Source organism: Phyllobacterium sp. 22229 (assembly GCF_052056495.1).
Taxonomy (GTDB): Bacteria; Pseudomonadota; Alphaproteobacteria; order Rhizobiales; family Rhizobiaceae; genus Phyllobacterium; species Phyllobacterium myrsinacearum.
The window spans coordinates 1-1,028 of sequence record NZ_JBQEPA010000053.1 but is presented as its reverse complement, the minus strand read 5'-3'; the positions used below and the strand labels follow the sequence as shown (position 1 = coordinate 1,028).

The 1,028-nt window shown below is 52.3% G+C and carries 2 protein-coding genes; both read left to right on the top strand.

The annotated features are described in order from the left end of the window. Positions 1-51: 51 nt before the first annotated feature. A complete protein-coding gene (locus ACTJJ7_RS28035; RefSeq protein WP_440969501.1) occupies positions 52-294 on the top strand; it encodes a hypothetical protein in 243 nt (80 codons plus the stop codon). Then, on the top strand, positions 291-1,028 hold a 738-nt coding region (locus tag ACTJJ7_RS28030; protein WP_440969500.1), incomplete at its 3' end, for a hypothetical protein. The genes ACTJJ7_RS28035 and ACTJJ7_RS28030, both read left to right, overlap by 4 nt.

Below are 1,028 nucleotides of genomic sequence, written 5' to 3'. Positions count from 1 at the left end.
CCTGCCACCACGCGTCCGTGACGTGTTCGGTCGCAACATTGCGAGGCAATCATGACACAGATTAAAGACGGTGGACCGGCGTTTCCGGAGGCAATTGCCGTAGGACCGGCTGGTGATGTCTACCCGGGATATTCAGGCATGACCCTTCACCAATATTACGTTGGTCAGGCATTGGCAGGTATGTGTACGGCAGCAGGCTATCAGGGGTTGCCATGGGATATTGTAGCCAGTGAGGCGATTAAGGCCGCCGATGCCGTTCTCTCTGCTCTCGCTGCCCGTGAGGTCAAGCCATGACCAGCATAGAGACAGCGCTTAGCCTGCGTGAGCGACTATTGAAGCACGCAGATGATCAGATTGATGACAATCTTGATTATATTCGAACAGCAGACGCGTTGATGCGCGAGGCTGCCGCCGCTCTACCAGAGCCAGCGCAGGACGTGACGCCGGTTGCTTATCGGTGGCAATGGAAAGAGCGCCATTTTCACCCTTACGATGAAGTATGGATGGCCTGTATCAATAAGCCTGCATTTGATCCGTCAAAGAATATCGAACCACTCATGAGGATTTCCGACCACCAATCTGCCATTAGCACTCAATTGCTCGGTTTCGATACTGACGAACTCACCAAGGAGGCCTCAGGGAAGCCTTTCTCCAGCATCAAGACTTCGAAGCGCTCCTTTGAGGAACATGCTCGCGAGCTACTGAAAAAGAACGGTTGGAAAGGTGGCGACAAATTCAGCGTTCATTCGGTCATTCAGTTGATGGCGCAATTTGCAATGTCAACTGAACGGGGTGAGCATGGTTGTGATTGGCCATCATGTGGTTGTTGCGCAGATGCAGCCTGTGAAGATGCACTTTCTCACCCGGACTTTGCCAAGCAAGCGCAGGACGTGACGCCGGTTGCTCAATATGACATAGCGTACGATGGCGACGATAACAGTTATATGGCAACTAGCGCTTCTGGTGATTATGTCAAATTCATCGACCACCAATCTGCCATTGCACAGCTTGAGGCGGAACGGGATGAA